General features: G+C 72.4%; 13 protein-coding genes. 3 read left to right on the forward strand and 10 right to left on the reverse strand.

Annotation, left to right across the window (positions count from 1 at the left end; genetic code table 11):
- Positions 1–405 precede the first annotated feature (405 nt).
- The gene (locus E1165_RS23030) at positions 406–1,596 is read left to right on the forward strand and encodes a hypothetical protein (protein WP_243704945.1); all 1,191 of its coding nucleotides are present in this window, start codon (positions 406–408) and stop codon (positions 1,594–1,596) included.
- Positions 1,597–1,771: 175 nt separating this feature from the next.
- Here the strand turns inward: E1165_RS23030 and E1165_RS30525 are convergent, their stop codons facing one another.
- A complete protein-coding gene (locus E1165_RS30525; RefSeq protein ID WP_132393841.1) occupies positions 1,772–2,545 on the reverse strand; it encodes a MerR family transcriptional regulator in 774 nt (257 codons plus the stop codon).
- Positions 2,546–2,660: 115 nt separating this feature from the next.
- Between E1165_RS30525 and E1165_RS23040 the strand changes: the two genes are divergently transcribed.
- On the forward strand, positions 2,661–4,934 hold the full coding sequence (locus E1165_RS23040) for an excinuclease ABC subunit UvrA (RefSeq protein ID WP_132393842.1): 2,274 nt from the start codon (positions 2,661–2,663) through the stop codon (positions 4,932–4,934).
- Between the two features lie 555 nt (positions 4,935–5,489).
- Here the strand turns inward: E1165_RS23040 and E1165_RS23045 are convergent.
- The 5 genes from E1165_RS23045 to E1165_RS23065 form a co-directional block, all read right to left on the reverse strand.
- Positions 5,490–5,798 carry a MazG-like family protein gene (locus tag E1165_RS23045; RefSeq protein WP_132393843.1) on the reverse strand — a complete coding sequence of 103 codons (309 nt, stop codon included), beginning with the start codon at positions 5,796–5,798 and terminating at the stop codon, positions 5,490–5,492.
- Positions 5,799–5,945: 147 nt separating this feature from the next.
- Entirely contained in the window at positions 5,946–6,581 is a 636-nt protein-coding gene (locus E1165_RS23050) for a hypothetical protein (protein ID WP_132393844.1), read from the reverse strand.
- A 12-nt stretch (positions 6,582–6,593) separates the two neighbouring features.
- Positions 6,594–8,384 carry a DUF4012 domain-containing protein gene (locus tag E1165_RS23055; protein ID WP_243704946.1) on the reverse strand — a complete coding sequence of 597 codons (1,791 nt, stop codon included), beginning with the start codon at positions 8,382–8,384 and terminating at the stop codon, positions 6,594–6,596.
- 125 nt (positions 8,385–8,509) lie between these two features.
- Entirely contained in the window at positions 8,510–9,727 is a 1,218-nt protein-coding gene (locus tag E1165_RS23060; protein WP_132393846.1) for a glycosyltransferase family 4 protein, read from the reverse strand.
- Positions 9,728–9,977: 250 nt separating this feature from the next.
- Positions 9,978–11,432, reverse strand: coding sequence for a polysaccharide biosynthesis tyrosine autokinase (locus E1165_RS23065; RefSeq protein WP_132393847.1), 1,455 nt, complete (start codon positions 11,430–11,432; stop codon positions 9,978–9,980).
- Between the two features lie 177 nt (positions 11,433–11,609).
- On the opposite strand from E1165_RS23065, the gene E1165_RS23070 reads away from it, so the two are divergent.
- The gene (locus tag E1165_RS23070) at positions 11,610–13,466 is read left to right on the forward strand and encodes a polysaccharide biosynthesis protein (protein WP_132393848.1); all 1,857 of its coding nucleotides are present in this window, start codon (positions 11,610–11,612) and stop codon (positions 13,464–13,466) included.
- 63 nt (positions 13,467–13,529) lie between these two features.
- Here E1165_RS23070 and E1165_RS23075 read toward each other — a convergent pair whose 3' ends face one another.
- From E1165_RS23075 to E1165_RS23090, 4 genes are all read right to left on the reverse strand, one after another.
- Entirely contained in the window at positions 13,530–13,808 is a 279-nt protein-coding gene (locus E1165_RS23075) for a hypothetical protein (protein WP_132393849.1), read from the reverse strand.
- Complete coding sequence (locus E1165_RS23080) at positions 13,805–14,173, reverse strand: DUF1622 domain-containing protein (RefSeq protein WP_132393850.1); 369 nt, start codon at positions 14,171–14,173, stop codon at positions 13,805–13,807. Before E1165_RS23080 ends, E1165_RS23075 begins: the two co-directional genes overlap by 4 nt.
- Positions 14,174–14,211: 38 nt before the next feature.
- On the reverse strand, positions 14,212–14,796 hold the full coding sequence (locus E1165_RS23085; protein WP_132393851.1) for a TMEM165/GDT1 family protein: 585 nt from the start codon (positions 14,794–14,796) through the stop codon (positions 14,212–14,214).
- A 246-nt stretch (positions 14,797–15,042) separates the two neighbouring features.
- On the reverse strand, positions 15,043–15,163 hold a 121-nt coding region (locus E1165_RS23090), incomplete at its 5' end, for an L-histidine N(alpha)-methyltransferase (RefSeq protein ID WP_165945303.1).

Raw genomic sequence — 15,163 nt, forward strand, 5'->3', positions numbered from 1 at the left:
GGTCACCCCCGGCGCGGGCAGCGTCGGGCAGGGCACGACGGCCCGGGGAGCGGGGGTCGCCGGCGCGGCGTCCACCGGGGCGGGCGTCCCGGTGACCAGGAGTGCGGCGGTGGCGGCTGCCAGGACCTGGGCTCTCATGGAGAGGCACCATACCGAGACAGAAGGTCACCGCCGGGCAGGGCCCGCCCGGCGCACGGGGCGGATGTCACGCCGCGGCCTCCGCCAGAAAACGCTTGCCCGCATTGAACGATCTTCGGGCCGCCTCCGTATCCATGGCCGCGGGGACGGACCGGGTTACTGCCAATGCCGGGGCGATCACCGGGCCTCCCGCACCCCCCACCGCACCACCGGGCTGCCTTCGGACGCGACGCGTCAACGGCCCGGCGGAGACCAGAGGAGAGGTACATGGCCAGGCCTACGCGGAAGAACGCCGTCCTCAAGCTCGGCGGAGTGGGCGCCCTAGCGGCGCTGCTGCTGGCCGGAGGACTGCAGCTCGCCTCCGCCGACGAGAACACCGGCAAGGGCGCGGCCCAGACCGTCAACTGCCCGACCGTACGCGACAGGCTGCCGGCGATCCCGGCCGCGGCGGCCGCCAACGTGGAGCGGGAACTGGTCAACCTGGACGAGGAGATCGCCCGGCAGAACGAGCGCCTGGCGAAGCAGGCGGCCAACCCGCAGGGCGGCCCCAACTTCATCAACAACGCCATCCTCGGCCCGCTGAGGAGCAAGCGCGTCGCGGTGCTGGACCGCATCGAGATCTCCTTCAACCGGGTCGGCGCCCCCCGCCCCGACCTGGACAGCCTCGCCACCTGCACGCTGAACGCCCCGGGCATTGCCAGCGCCCTCAACAGCTCCGTCAAGGCCAAGGCCACGGCCGGCGCCGGCACCGTGGCGGCGGCCCAGACGGTGAACTGCCCGACCCCGCAGATCCCGGCCGTCCCGGCCCAGGCCGCCGCGAACGTCCAGGCCGAGCTGGCCCAGCTCAACAAGCAGATCAGCGAGGCCAACGCCCGCTTGGCCCAGCAGGCCGCCAACCCGCAGGGCGGCCCGAACTTCATCCAGAACGCCATCCTCGGCCCGCTGGCCGACAAGCGGAAGGCCGCCCTGGACCGCATCGAGATCGCCTTCAACCGGGTCGGCGTCCCGCGCCCCAACCTGGACCGTTTCGCCACCTGCGGCCTGAACGCCGCCGGTGCCGGCAACGGGGGCAACGCCGGCAACGCGGGTAACGGCAACGCGGGTAACGGCAACGCGGGTAACGGCAACGCGGGTAACGGCAACGCCGGTGCCGGCAACGTGGCCGGCGCCCGCACCGTGAACTGCCCGACCCCGCAGTTCCCGACCCCGCCGGCCCAGCAGGCCGGCAACGTGCGGGCCGAACTGGCCAACCTGCAGCAGCAGATCAACGAGGCGAACAACCGGCTCGCCCAGCAGGCCGCCAACCCGCAGGGCGGCCCGAACTTCATCCAGCTCGCCATCCTCGGCCCGCTGGCCGACAAGCGGAAGGCCGCCCTGGACCGCATCGAGCTCGCCTTCACCCGGGTCGGCCAGCAGGCCCCGAACCTGGACGGCTTCGCCACCTGCGGTCTGAACTGATTCCTCGCGCCAACTGCGGCGGCCCGGCGGGTTCTCCCGCCGGGCCGCCCGCTTTCCGGGCGGTCCGGGGGACGCTGACCGGAGCCGTTGGTCGTTTGTCGGGCACGCGGGCCGGCGACCCAGAAGACCGGGCCGGACTTCGGCCGGGCGGATCGCCCGCCCCGCCCACCGCGGATCAGCCCGTTCCGACCTGGCCAACTCCGGATGGGGGGGCCGCCTGGCCGGGTGCGACGGATGGCGCGGCGTGGCCGGTGACGGCGAGGTAGCCGTAGAGCTCCGCCGAGGCTCGCAGCCGGCGCAGGCTGCGTTGATGCAGCTCCTGCTCGCGCCGGGCCAGCTCGGCGCGGACCCGCTGCGGCCGGCCGGTGGTGCGCATCTCGTCGAGGACCGCCGCGACGATCTCGAACGGGTAGCCACCCCGACGCAGCAGAGCCACCACCTGCGCGGCGCGCAGCTCGGCCGCGTCGTACACCCGGTAGCCGGTGCCCGGCGCGCGCACCGGCCGCAGCAGGCCGCGCTCCTCCCAGAGCCGCAGCTGGGAGGTGCGGACACCGACCAGGTCGGCGACCTCGCCGATCCGCGCGCCACGGCGCGGCGCCGCAACCGCCGGGCTGGCCACCACCGTCTCGAACGCGCCCAGCACCCGGCGGATCTCCGCCCGCTCCCGGTCCAGTTCGGCGTGGCCGGCGTCGAGCGCGGCAAGGGCCACCGCCAGCTCGCCCCGGTGCACCGCGGCCAGCACCTCCCGGGTACGCGCCCAGCCGTGCCCCTCGACCATCCGCCGGAGCACCGCCAGGGCGCGCACGTGCACCTCGGTGAGCACCCGGTAGCCGCTCTCCGTCCGGGCAGCCGGCGGCAGCACCCCCTCGTCGAGATAGTTGCGCACCTGCTGGGTGGAGATCCCGGCAGTTGCCGCGACATCGACCACCCGCCACCGACCGTCCCGCACCGGGCTACCGTACCGCTTTCACGATCGTTTGAGACTTTCCGCCTCCGGCAGCCGTGCGCACCTGCGCGGAGCGTCGCCAACCTTACACTGGTAGTTCAATGAGAAAATCGAAGGCATGCAGCAACCAGCGCGATCCGCCGCCGACAACCACGACGTCATCGAGGTACGGGGTGCCCGGGAGAACAACCTCGCCGGCGTCTCGGTCGACATCCCCAAGCGACGGCTCACCGTGTTCACCGGGGTCTCCGGGTCCGGGAAGTCGTCCCTGGTCTTCGGCACCATCGCCGCCGAGTCCCGGCGTCTGATCAACGAGACCTACAGCGCCTTCCTACAGTCCTTCATGCCGAGCCTGTCCCGTCCGGACGTCGACTCGTTGCGCAACCTCACCCCGGCGATCGTCGTCGACCAGGAACGGATGGGCGCGAACTCCCGCTCGACCGTCGGCACCGCCACCGACGCGTACGCGATGCTGCGCATCGTGTTCAGCCGCCTCGGCACCCCGCACGTCGGCGGCGCCGGCGCGTTCAGCTTCAACCTGGCCGAGGGGATGTGCCCGGCCTGCGAGGGACTGGGCCGGGTGTCCGACCTGGACGTGCACGCGATGGTCGACGTGGAACGCTCCCTCAACGACGGGGCGATCCTGGTGCCGAACTTCGCTGTCGACTCCTGGTACTGGCAGACCATCGTCGGCTCCGGTCTGTTCGACCCGGACACCAAGCTCCAGGACTTCAGCCCGGAGCAGTGGCAGGACTTCCTGTACAAGCCGGCCACGAAAATCAAGGTGGGCAGCAACAACTGGACGTACGAAGGGTTGGCGGTCAAGGTGCGCCGGCTCTACCTGTCCAAGGACATCGAGTCGATGCAGCCGCACATCCGCGCCTTCGTGGAGCGGGCGGTCACCTTCACCACCTGCGCCGACTGCGGCGGCGCGCGGCTCAACGCCGCCGCCCTGTCGTCCCGGATCGCCGGCCGCAACATCGCCGACTGCTCCGCGATGCAGATCAGCGACCTGGCCGAGTTCGTCCGCGGCATCGACGACCCGTCGGTGGCGCCGCTGGTCGCCAACCTACGCGAGACGCTGGAGTCGCTGGTGGAGATCGGGCTCGGCTACCTGAGCCTCGACCGGGAGTCCGCCACCCTCTCCGGCGGCGAGGCGCAACGGGTGAAGATGGTCAGACACCTGGGTTCCAGCCTCTCCGACGTGACCTACGTCTTCGACGAGCCCACCGTCGGGCTGCACCCGCACGACATCGCCCGGATGAACGGTCTGCTGCTGCGGCTGCGCGACAAGGGCAACACGGTGCTGGTGGTGGAACACAAGCCGGAGACCATCGCGATCGCCGACCACGTGGTCGACCTCGGGCCCGGCGCGGGAGCGGCGGGTGGGCAGATCTGCTACGCCGGGGACGTCGCCGGGCTGCGTCGCTCGGACACCCTGACCGGCCGCCATCTGGACCACCGCGTCACGCTGCGCGACCCGGTCCGCCGGCCGACGGGCCAGCTGGCGATCCGCGGCGCCGATGTGCACAACCTGCGCGACGTCGACGTCGACATCCCGCTCGGGGTGCTCACCGTGGTGACCGGGGTGGCCGGCTCGGGCAAGAGTTCGCTGATCCACGGCTCGCTGCCCGGACGAAGCGGGGTGGTCGTGGTGGACCAGTCCCCGATCCGCGGCTCCCGCCGCAGCAACCCGGCCACCTACACTGGGCTGCTCGACCCGATCCGGACCGCCTTCGCCAAGGCCAACGGGGTGAAGGCGGCGCTGTTCAGCGCCAACTCCGAGGGGGCCTGCCCGACCTGCAAGGGAATCGGCCTGGTCTACACCGACCTCGCGATGATGGCCGGGGTCGCCACCATCTGCGAGCAGTGCGAGGGCCGGCGGTACACCGACCAGGTGCTCACGTACACGCTGCGGGGCAAGAACATCAGCGAGGTTCTCGCCATGTCCGTCGCGGAGGCACGGGACTTCTTCCCCGGCGGGCAGGCGCGGGCTGTCCTGAACCGGCTGGCCGACGTCGGGCTGGGCTACCTGAGCCTCGGTCAGCCGCTGACCACCCTCTCCGGCGGCGAGCGGCAGCGCCTCAAGCTGGCCATCAACATGGCCGAGAGATACAGCACCTACGTGCTCGACGAGCCGACCACCGGCCTGCACCTGGCCGACGTGGACCAGTTGCTCGCACTGCTGGACCGGCTGGTCGACGCCGGCAACACGGTGATCGTCATCGAGCACCACCAGGCGGTCATGGCGCACGCGGACTGGATCATCGACCTGGGGCCGGGAGCGGGACACGACGGTGGGCGGGTGGTCTTCACCGGCACCCCGGCCGAGTTGGTCGCGCACGGCGACACCCTCACCGCCCGCCACCTGCGGGAGTACGTCACCCGCTGAGTCACCTGCCGGGCGCGGCGGACCGGGCCGCCGCCCGCGGCAGGGGCTCCGGGGCGCGCGGCGGGCGGGAGCCCCTCCGTCAGCTCCGGCACCTCGGCACAGACAACGCCGCCCCGACCGGACGGGTCGGGGCGGCGTTGGGGTGTCGGTGTGCAGGTCGCCTCTCGGCGAGTGGCGCGACGCGGCTCCAGCCGGACGGTATTCCGCGACGGCAATATAGGTGAGGCCCGGGGACACTGGGCACACCGACACCTGACTCAACACGATACCCGCCCGGGCTCTTCCATCGCCCCTCGTGACCACCGCCACTCTCCTCCGGCGCAGCCAGCCGCCGGATCGTCGATCACAGTCGACGGCCGTGGTGATCTCTTTCGGCGCCGTTGTCTGATTCGTTGACGCGCGGGTGCTGGCTGGCCGGATCGGGGATGGACGGCGCTGGCCGGCGCCCCTGGTGGGGTGCCGGCCAGCGGTCAACCGCTCCGGCTCGGTCGAGTACTCAGGGTCGGTGATCTGGTCCACGCTGACGCGTACGGAATCCGCCGGTGGGGCGGCGGGTCAACCGATCCGGGACCGCACCTTCGTGGCACACGCGGACACCACCGACTGCGCGTCCAGCCCGAGGCTCTCGATCGCCACGAGCGCCGTGAGGACGACATCAGCCAGTTCGGCGGCCACGTCGTCGCGGGTGTGCGTGACGCCCTTGCGGGGGTTCTGGCCGAGCAGCCCGATCCACGCCGTGGCGGCCTCGCCGACCTCCTCGGTGAGCTTGAGGATCCGGCAGGTCAACTCGGCCTGGCCGGTACCGTTGGCCGCGTCCAGCCAGGCGCGGGAATCGCGTGCGGCGTCCCAGATCAGCTCGTCCATGAGACCAGTGAACCGGAAGCGGGGACGATCCTCGCCCGGGGGTGCTCGACGCGGGGCCTACCCGGGTGACGCGACCACGCGCGGACGCCCGCCGGATGGTCCGGCGGGCGCCCGTCCTTTCTGCTCCGGGCCTTGCCCGGGGCGGGATCAGCGGGTCGACCCCATGCCGAAGCGGTGGCGCCGCCGCCAGGCGAGGCTGCCGAGCATGAGAACCACGCCGGCGCCGACCAGCCCGCCGCCGACCTTCAGCGGTGTGCCGAGGCTGTCACCGGTGACGGGCAGGTGCGGCCGCCGGTGCGGCAGCACGGTGAGGGTCGCGCTGGCGGTGCGGTCGCTCGTCCGACCGACCGCGGTGAAGGTGAGTCGACCCACGTCCGACGGTCGGTAGGTGATGGTGAAGCGGCCACGCGCGTTCGTCCGTGCGGTGAGGTGCCGCGGAGCGGGCCCCGGCTGCGGGTAGGCAACCGTGGTCATCGCGACGGCGGTGCCGTCGCTGCGCCGGGCGGGTGCCTGACCGGGGACCGAGGCGGCGAGGGGCGCCACCGAGACGGTGATGTCCACGATCTCGTTCCGGCCGAAGTTGGTGCCGGTGAGCACCACCGACTCGCCGATGACGATCGTGGCCCGGTTCAGCGTCAGCGCCGCAGGCTGCGGCGGATAGTCCGGTGGCGGCTGCTGGGTGCCGTCCGCCGGCGGCTGCGGCTGCGCCGCCCCCGCCGCCGCCGGCACTGCCACGACGGCCAGGCCGACCGTGAGCGCCATGATGATGCGGGATAGCCGCATGATGGTCTCCTCCTACTGGTTGCAGCTTGATGCGGGAACTACTTGGGTGGTCCACGGGGTGGCTGTGGGGGTGTGCCAGAGCTCGGGCGTACCTGCGGCGTTCCGTCCGGTCAGCAATGCCATGTCGAGGGTCCGGGTGGCGCCCGGGCGTACCTCGACGTTGGCGATGGCCACCTGCCGGCCCCGGTCGGTGCCACTGCCCAGCGGGGTGTCGACCCCGTCGAGCCGGGCCCCCACCACCGCACCGCCGGCCGGGCTGTACACCGTCACCAGGGTGCGGGCGGTGTACGGGTTCCCGGCCTTAGCGAGGCCGAGCACGGCCTCGGTGAGGCCGGCGCGCGGGGCCGACGAGTGGAGGTCGAACCGGAGTCGCAGCTCCCGCCGCCCGTCCTCCATGCAGTTGCCGACGGTGAGCGTCGCCGAGGGCCGCAGGTAGTAGCCGAGCTTCGCGCCGCTGCCGTCGTTGAGGAAGACACCGACGGTCGGTGCGCTCTCCTTCTCCGGCAGGACGCCACTGATCCGGCTGTCGACGAACTTCCGTTGTTCTTCCGGTCGGGCACTCCAGAACAATATCCGACGTTCCCGTATAGATCGGTCGAATACGGATAAAACCTCGCGAGGGCTGACACCCTTCCCCAGCACCGAGTCGAACACCGCCGCCGCGGAGGCCGCGTAGAAGGCGTCCTGGTCGTCGAGGTCCAGCGTCAGGTAGCTGTCGGACAGCAGGGTCCGCACGACGGTCTGCGCGGTCAGGGTCGGATACCCGGGCACGGCAACCGGGCCGGTCGCCCTCAACAGGTACGACAACGCCACCGGGTCCACCGCGAGGATGCCGTCGGCGGCCACGCCGGTGCGCCGTCGGACCATCTCCCGGTAGAGCTTGGCCGCGGTCGGAAAGTGCGGGGTGAGGTTGACGTCGGCCGGGTAGATGCCGGGAAGGTCGGTGTAGAGGCCCCGGGTCTCCGCGGCGAGCGGGAGGACCGGCGGGGTGAACCGGCGCAGCTTCGCCGCCGTCCCCTGGTTCACCAGATCCAACCGGCCGTCGCGGGCGCGGACGACGGCGTACGCGCCGAACATCCCGCCCGTCGCCCGCAGCTCCGACAGGTTCTGCGAGACGATCAGATAGGTACGCTCCCCGTCCGCCCCGAACAGCGTGGGCAGCAGCTCGGCCCCCCTGCTGACGCCCGAGAGCAGCCCGGCGAGCTTGTCGATCTCGGCGTGGAGCCCGGTCAGGGCGTCCCGGACCTCCGGCAGCAGCCCCTCGGTGGGCACCGCCCGCAGCCCCGCCCCGCTCTGGCGTACCGCGGCGTCGGCCGCGGCGAGCCGCCGCGCCACGGAACGCAGCGCCGGCAGGTCGAGCCGGCCGCCCTTCGGTACCAGGGCGGCCACGTCGGCCCGCACGAGCGGCGGGAACGCGTCGCGCGCCAGGTCGTCCACGGCAACCGCGATCCGCCGGAAAGCCGACAGGTCGTCCCCGGCGTACGGGCTGTTGCCGGCCAGCCACCAGGCCGGCCCGGCCGTGGCCCTCCGCGCGGCCCCGCTCTGCTCCTGCAGCGCGGCGAGGGTTCGCTGGGCCCGCCCGGTGTCCCCGGCGACGACCTGCGCGCTGAGTTCGCGGGCCAGCCCTGCGGCGTTCAGCAGATGCGCGCGGGCCTGCCAGCCCCGGAAGCCGACCCAGCCGCCGCCGGCCGCCAACAGCGAGCCGACCACGAGGGCGGCGAGCAGGGCGCGGCGTACCCGCGCCTTCGTCCGTCGTCTCAGCCGCCGTCGCCGACCGCGAGAAGACCTACCGCTCTCCGCCACACCACTCTCCCGCTCGAAACGGACACATTCGGCGATTAGCCGCTTTTCTAACACGTATAACGTCGCAGAGGTGACGCCGTTGTCTTTCTCAGGCATAAACCAATGAATGAGGATCCTTCGGGTGGTCAGCGCCTCCGGCGGCCGGCGGCGACCTCACGCAGCAACCCCTCGATCCGGTCCACCCCGGCCCGCAGCGACATCTCCCGCAGGTAGACCTCCCGCCCCCGCCGGCCCATCTCGCTCCGGGCGGCGGCCGGAATGGTGGAGGCCAGCCAGAACCGGTCGGCGAGCGTCGCCCAGTCCTCCGGCGGACAGGAGAGCCCCGCGCGGGCCCGTTCGACGAGTTCCGCGGTGTCCCCGCCCGCGGAGGCGACCACCGGTCGGGCGCAGGCCAGCGCCGCCTGGAGCTTCGCCGGCACACTCCCGCGCAGTTCCGGCAGATCGCGCAACATGACCAGCTGGTAGTCGGCCGCCGCGTACAGCTCCGGCATGTCCAGCGGAGACCGGCGCTCCACGAAGCGGACGTTGCCCGCCCCCAGCTCGGCGGCGAGCCCCCGCACCCGCCGCTCCTCCGCACCGGATCCCACCAGCACCAGGTCCATCCGGTCGTCGAGCGCCGCGGCGGCGCGGACGGCGGTTTCCAGCCCCTGGCGTACGCCGATCGTCCCGGCGTGCATGACGACACACCGGCCGTCGCGGCGGACCAGTCCCTGCGCCGCCCGGCTCGGCCGGAGCGGCTGGAAGATCCGCTCGTCGGTCCAGTTGAGCACCACCCGCACCCGGCCGGGCTGCACCCCGTCTGCCAGCACGAGGTCGCGCATCGACGGTGCGGCCACCGCGACCGCGTCGGCCTCCCGGTGCACCCGCCGCATCGTGGCGACAAGGCGTCCGGCGCGGTCCGACCGGCCCGCGGGGCCGCCCTGGTCGGCCCACAGGTCCTGCACGTGCAGCACCGTGGGCACCTGGTTGAGCATCCGCAGCATCGCCGCGGCGGCGAACACGGTGGCCGGGAACTGGAAGACGTAGAGCACGTCCACATCGGCCAGGTAGCGGCGGCCGACGACCGCCACGCTGCCGGCGAACGACAGGTAGCTGGCCATCCGCGCACGGACAGAGGTGTCCCCGCCCGCGTACCGGGGAACCCGTCGCACGGTGAGCCGCTCGCTGCGGGTCACGTGCCGCCACCGCTGCCGCCAGCCGGGATAGACATGCCCGCCCGGATAGTCCGGGAAGCCGGTCAGGACGCGCACCTCGTGGCCCCGGGCGGCCAACTCCTCGGCCAGGCTGCCGGGGATGAACGCCGGTTCGGGCGGGAAGTGGTACGACAGGATCCCGATCCTCACCGCCGGTTCCCCCTCCGGGCGGTCCCGTCCCCGACCCGGCGACGGACCGGAGCGGCCGACGCGGCGGCCTCCGGATGTCGGTGGCGTTCGGCCAACGCACCGGCGCGCAGCCGCCGGACGGCGGTGGCGGCCGCCCCGGCGCCGGGGCGGCGGCTGGCCGCCGTCCCCGACGCGGACGCTCCGCGTGCTCCCACCGCCTGGCGGCACCGGGCCCCGCCGGACGTGCCGCCGAGGGGACCCGTCGGGGCGCTCATCGGGACAACCGGCTGAGTTCCTGTGTCCGGTCCTCCACCGGCGCGGTCGCGGCAGTCTGGGCGCGGTGCGCGGCGGCGGCCCGGTCCGCGGGGACCGCGGCCGTGGTGGCGATCCGGTACGCCTCGTACTGGTACGCGTCCACCCTGGCCACCTTGGTCATGTTCAGCACGCAACCGAGCAGTCGCACCGAGACCGAGTGCAGCGCCCTGGCCGCCGAGGACACCTGACTGCGTGAGGTCCGCCCCTGCTGCGTGACCAGCAGCGCGCCGTCGGCCTGCACCGCCACCACGACGCCGTCGGTCACCGCCAGCAGCGGCGCGGTGTCGATGATCACGATGTCGGCCGACTCCCGCAACGCCAGCAGCAGATCCGCCATCGCCTTGGAGCCGAGCAGTTCGCTCGGGTTGGGCGGGGTCGATCCACTCGGCAGCACCAGCAGCGACTTGTCACCCCACCGCTGCACCACGTGACCGACCTGCACGTCGCCCACCAGCACGTCGGTGAGTCCGACGCTCCCGTCCAGGCCGAGGTAGTCGGCGACCTTCGGCCGGCGGAGGTCGGCGTCGACCAGCAGCACCCGCCAACCCGCCTCGGCCAGCGCGATCGCCAGGTTGCAGGAGAGAGTCGTCTTCCCCTCGCCCTGGAGCGCGCTGGTGACCGCGATGACCCGGGCCGGCTCGTGCACGTCGACGAAGCGCAGGTTCGTGCGCAGCTTGCGTACCGCCTCAGCCCGGGCCGAGGTGGCTGCCTCACCCACGATGAGCGGCGCCCCCTTGGCGCCCGCCTCGAAGGGGATCTCGCCGAGCAGTGGGCTGCCGGTCACCCGTTGCAGCCCGGCGGCGTCGCGCAGCCGGACGTCGACCAGCCCCCGCAGCACCGCCAGGCCGATGCCGAGCAGCAGCCCGAGCAGGGCCCCCACGGTGAGATTGCGGGTGGGCTGGGGCGCGACCGGGGTGGAGCTGACCCGGGGGCCGCTGATCACCTCGATCTTGATGGGCGCGGGCCGCCCCTCCGGCGGGGTCTCGACCTTCTGCACCAACTCGACGAACTTGGCCGACAGGGTCTCGGTGAGCTTCAACGCCCGGGACTGGTCGGTGTCGGTGACGGTCGCCCGGAGCAGCACGGTGCCCGTCTCGGTCGCGGTCTCGATCCGGCGCTGCAGATCGTCCGCGGTGAGTCCGAGCGGCGTCTCCGCCACCACGCTCTGCGCCAGCCGGTCGCTGCGCAGCAGGTCCGCGTACGACTTCACCCGCTGCTGCAGGAAGAGACCACCCTGGTAGGCGTCGGTGACGCCCTGGCTCGGGGTGGTGACGAAGAAGGTCACCGAAGCCGTGTAGCGGGGCGGTGTGCGGATCGTGACCAACGCCGCCGATCCCACCGCGACCATCAGCGTGATCAGCACGATCCACCAGTGCCGGCGAACCAGGCGCAGATAGGTGCGGACCTCCATCACGCCTCCCCTTCTGTCAGGACAACTGACCTGAGAAACTGCACGAAATCCCCCTTGATGACACGAACCACGTGTCAGGATCTATACGCCTAACGGCGTGACGAAGTGAATGTAGACGATCGAACCGTGTAACACGTCCTAATCACCCCATACGGAACAAAAAAGCAGAGGACATCCATGGATCCTGCAGCCCCACGAGCCAATGCCGGCACTCCGCGACGTGACTGGGTAACCCGACGTGCCAAGGCCCTCTCTCTGCTAACGCTCGACACGTCGGCGTGGTGCGCCGGATTTCTGGTCGCCACCTGGGCCCGGTTCGAGTTCGAGCTGACTCCCGACCAGTGCCTGCTGGCGCTGGCCACCGCGCTGGTCTGCGCGGTCGTCCACGCCAGCATCGAGCAGGTGCGCTCCACCGCCCGGGGTCGGCACCCGATCGGCAGCGCCGGGGAGGCCCGCGACCTCGCCGGCACGGCCCTTCTCGCCGCCGCCGTGACGCTCACCGCGTTGGCCACGATGCCCGGACGGCCGGTGCCGGCCAGCGTCCCGGTCACCGGCGGCGCCATCGCACTGCTGCTGATGGCCGGCGGCCGGGTCGGCTACCGGTGGCGGCGCGACCGCGACGACCGGCCCGTCCGGTCCGCCGACCGCGCGCTGGTCTACGGCGTGGACGCCGCCAGCGAGCGCCTGGTCCGGGTGCTCACCAGCGACCCGGGCAGCGGCTACCTGCCCGTCGGGCTGCTCGACGACGACCCCGAGAAACAGGGCCTGCGCCTGGAGGGGTTGCGGGTGCTCGGCGGCCGGGAGGAGATCGAAGCGGCGGTACGCCGCACCCGCGCCACCACCGTGATCTTCTCCATCAACGGCTCCGACGCCGAGCTGATGCGCGACGTGCGCGCCCGTACGCTCCAGGCGGGCGCCGCCTTCAAGGTGCTCCCACCGGTACGCGAACTGCTGGACCGGCCGGTCACCGCCACCGACGTGCGCGACCTGCAGATCACCGACCTGCTCGGACGGGCCCAGCGGGTCGCCGAGCTGGCCTTCGAGCGCAACGGACTGGCCGGGCGGCGGGTCCTGGTCACGGGGGCCGGCGGCTCCATCGGCTCCGAGCTGTGCCGCCAGATCGCCCGCTGCGAGCCGGGCGAGCTGATGATGCTCGACCGCGACGAGTCGGCCCTGCACGCCCTCCAGATGTCACTGCACGGCCGGGCCCTGCTGGACGGGCCGGAGCTGATCCTGGCCGACATCCGCGATGCCGACGGCATCGCCCGGATCATCGCCGACCGGCAGCCCGACGTCGTGTTCCACGCCGCCGCCCTGAAGCATCTGACGCTGTTGCAACGCCACCCGGGCGAGGCGATCAAGACCAACATCCGAGGCACTCTGAACGTCCTGGAGGCCTGCCGCGACGTCAGCGAGTTCGTCAACATCTCCACCGACAAGGCGGCGAACCCGGTGAGCGTGCTCGGTTACTCCAAGCGGATCACCGAGCGGCTGACCGCGCACTACGCCGCAGAGTTCGGCGGGCGGTTCCTCAGCGTCCGGTTCGGCAACGTGCTCAGCAGCCGCGGCTCGGTGCTCACCGCCTTCCAGGCGCAGGTCGAGGCGGGATTGCCGATCACCGTGACCCACCCGGACGTGACCCGTTACTTCATGACCGTCCAGGAGGCCGTCCACCTGGTGCTCCAGGCGGCCACCATCGGACGCGGCGCCGAGGCGCTGGTGCTCGACATGGGCGAGCCGGTGCGCATCGCCGACGTGGCCCGCCGGCTCGCCGCCGAGGCCGCCAACCCGACCGAGATCGTGTTCACCGGTCTACGCCCCGGCGAGAAGCTGCACGAGGACCTCTTCGGCGCCGACGAGGTCGACATCCGGCCGCTGCACCCGCTCATCTCCCACGTGCGGGTCCCCGCGCTCGCCCCGCAGGAGCTGCGCGGACTCGACCCGTACGCCGACGCCGACGAGCTGATCAAGCGGATGGCGGCGTACTGCGAGGACCGGCCGGCCCGGATGTCGCTACTGCCCGCGCCCCGTTGAAGCCCAGCTGGCGGCGGCCCGTCAGGCCGCCGCCAGGCCGGGTGGCCGCCTTGCTGCCACCGGTCACCGCCACCCGGCGCCGACCGGTGGCACCGGGGCGGCCTTTCCACTGGCCGGTACGGGCGCGGCCAGTCCGCTCCAGAGCAGGTGGCGCAGCAGGATGACGGCCGCGGCGGTCGCCAACCCACCCCAGCCCGGATCAGCCGCCAGCCGCAGCATGCCGGCGGCCGCCAGCAGGTCCAGCAGCACCCGCAGCGCCGTACGCCAGCAACGGACCGTCACCAGCACGGCCGCGCCGCAGAGCAGGGCCAGCGCGGTCGCCGTGCCGGCGAGGACGTTCACGTCACCCGCTCCGTCCCCGCCTCGCCGACCTCCCGCTTCTCCTGGGCGGTCTCCCGGCGCAGGACGAAGTTCAACGCGGTCCGGATGGTGGCGATGGCCGCCAGTCGAGCGATCTGGTCGAGAGTCGGCGAGAACGCGGTGCGCAGGATGTCCGCGGCTAGCTGGAACTCCAGCCCGAGGGTGAGGAACCGGCCCAGCGACAGCCGGATCGGGGTGAGGACCGCGGCGCTGCGGCGGCGCGAACCCTCGACCACGAACCGCAGCGCGGCCCAGCACGCCCCCACGAAGATGACCAGCGCGCCGGCGATCTCCACCAGGGCGACGGCCACCCGGTCGCCCTGGCGCAGGAGCTCGTCCAGGTCCACCCGGGGCCGTTACCCGGACCCGGCGGGGGTAGTCGCGGTCAGAGCTGCCGGACGGCGTCGAGGATCAGCCAGAGACCGCAGATGGCGAAGAGCACGGTCGCCCCGTACCGGATGGCCCTCTCCGGCAGGTGCCGGCCCAGCATCCGGCCGACCAGGATGGCGAGCGCGTCGGCGGCCACCATGCCCAGCGTCGAGCCGAGCCAGGTGCCGAACCAGCCGTACGTGGTGGCCAGGGTGATGGTCGCCAGCATGGTCTTGTCCCCCAGCTCGGCGAGGAAGAAGGCGACGCCGACGGCGAGCACCGCCGACCGGCCGCCCTTCTCGGCCTTGCGCTTCTCCTCCTCGGTGAGTCTGTCGCCACGCAGGGTCCACACGCCGAAGCCCAGAAAGGCCAGGCCCGCGATCAGCGAGATCCAACCGGTGGGCAGGGCCGCGTTGAGGCCCACGCCGATCGCCACCGAGGCCAGGTGCACGACCGCGGTGGCGACGGTGATGCCGATCAGCACCGGCACGGGCCTGAACCGCGTGGCGAAGGTGAGCGCCATCAGCTGCGACTTGTCCCCCAGCTCGGCGACGAAGATGACACCGAAGCTGACCGCCAGCGCGACGAGAAAACCGTCCATGAGAACCTTCCCGATCAGGCCGGGAGGAGGTACGGGGTGCCCTCGACCCGGCCGCAACAGCCTGAGTCGAAGGTCTCGCCCGCCCCGAGGGGCCGCGTGGCCGGATGCCGGAGGCACCAGTGTGTCGACCACGACATTGGGGGCTACTCCCCTTCGCGGGACCGAGCTTAACCGATCGGCCCCGTCACCGGCGGCACGGGTCAGCGGATCCGGGCGACCCTCCGGCCGACGGGCGACGCACGCCGCTCAGACCGCCCGGGCCAGCGTGACGCCGAAGAACCCGTCCGGGTCGGTCCAGAACGCCCGTCCGGCGAACCCCGCGGCGTCGAGCTCGGCCGCCACGCCCTCCGTGCGGAACTTCGCCGAG

Source organism: Micromonospora sp. KC723, from assembly GCF_004348595.1.
Classification (GTDB): domain Bacteria; phylum Actinomycetota; class Actinomycetes; order Mycobacteriales; family Micromonosporaceae; genus Micromonospora.

Excerpts from the sequence above, each read along its gene's own strand:
- E1165_RS23070 (WP_132393848.1), top strand. The coding sequence starts at position 11,610 with ATGGATCCTGCAGCCCCACGAGCCAATGCCGGCACTCCGCGACGTGAC.
- E1165_RS23030 (WP_243704945.1), top strand. The coding sequence starts at position 406 with ATGGCCAGGCCTACGCGGAAGAACGCCGTCCTCAAGCTCGGCGGAGTG.
- E1165_RS23085 (WP_132393851.1), bottom strand. The coding sequence starts at position 14,796 with ATGGACGGTTTTCTCGTCGCGCTGGCGGTCAGCTTCGGTGTCATCTTC.
- E1165_RS23050 (WP_132393844.1), bottom strand. The coding sequence starts at position 6,581 with ATGCGGCTATCCCGCATCATCATGGCGCTCACGGTCGGCCTGGCCGTC.
- E1165_RS23040 (WP_132393842.1), top strand. The coding sequence starts at position 2,661 with ATGCAGCAACCAGCGCGATCCGCCGCCGACAACCACGACGTCATCGAG.
- E1165_RS23045 (WP_132393843.1), bottom strand. The coding sequence starts at position 5,798 with ATGGACGAGCTGATCTGGGACGCCGCACGCGATTCCCGCGCCTGGCTG.
- E1165_RS23065 (WP_132393847.1), bottom strand. The coding sequence starts at position 11,432 with ATGGAGGTCCGCACCTATCTGCGCCTGGTTCGCCGGCACTGGTGGATC.